This window comes from Oleiphilus sp. HI0066 (assembly GCF_001635725.1).
Map to the genome: position 1 here is coordinate 1 of NZ_LWFH01001288.1, position 671 is coordinate 671.

Annotated in this window: 1 protein-coding gene; it reads left to right on the forward strand. The window is 44.0% G+C overall.

All coding sequences use genetic code 11. From position 1 onward, the window contains the following. On the forward strand, positions 1-671 hold a 671-nt coding region (locus tag A3738_RS18725; protein ID WP_068763775.1), incomplete at both ends, for a polysaccharide deacetylase family protein.

A 671-nucleotide genomic window follows, 5' to 3' on the forward strand; every position in this document is an offset into this window, starting at 1 on the left:
TTATTAATTACGAGGAGGGTGGTGAGAACTGTATTCTTCATGGTGATCCTGCATCAGAAGCATTCTTATCTGAAATTATAGGAGCTCCTGCAATGGAAGGCGTTCGTCACATGAGCATGGAATCTATCTATGAGTATGGAAGTCGAGCAGGGTTTTGGCGTCTTCACCGAATGTTCACGGAACGCAACATGCCAGTCACAGTTTATGGTGTGACGACAGCATTGGAGAAACATCCAGAAGCTGTGCAAGCCATGAAAGATGCTAACTGGGAAATCGCGGCACACGGATATAAGTGGATTAATTATCAGTACATTGATAAAGATGAAGAACGTCATCAAATTCAAGAAGCGATCAAAAAGCATGAAGAAATTACCGGTGAACGGCCGCTAGGTTGGTACACCGGACGAACTAGCCCGAATACACGTGATCTAGTGTATGAAGCAGGTGGTTTTATGTACGACGCTGATTCGTATGCTGACGATCTTCCGTATTGGGTGTATGACTACGAAAACCCATTTCTAATCGTCCCATACACGCTTGATACGAATGACATGCGATTTGCAACGAACCAAGGTTTCAACACTGGAGAGCAATTCTTCACCTACCTAAAAGATGCCTTTGATGTGCTTTATGCGGAAGGTGAAACAGCGCCAAAAATGTTAAGTATTGGC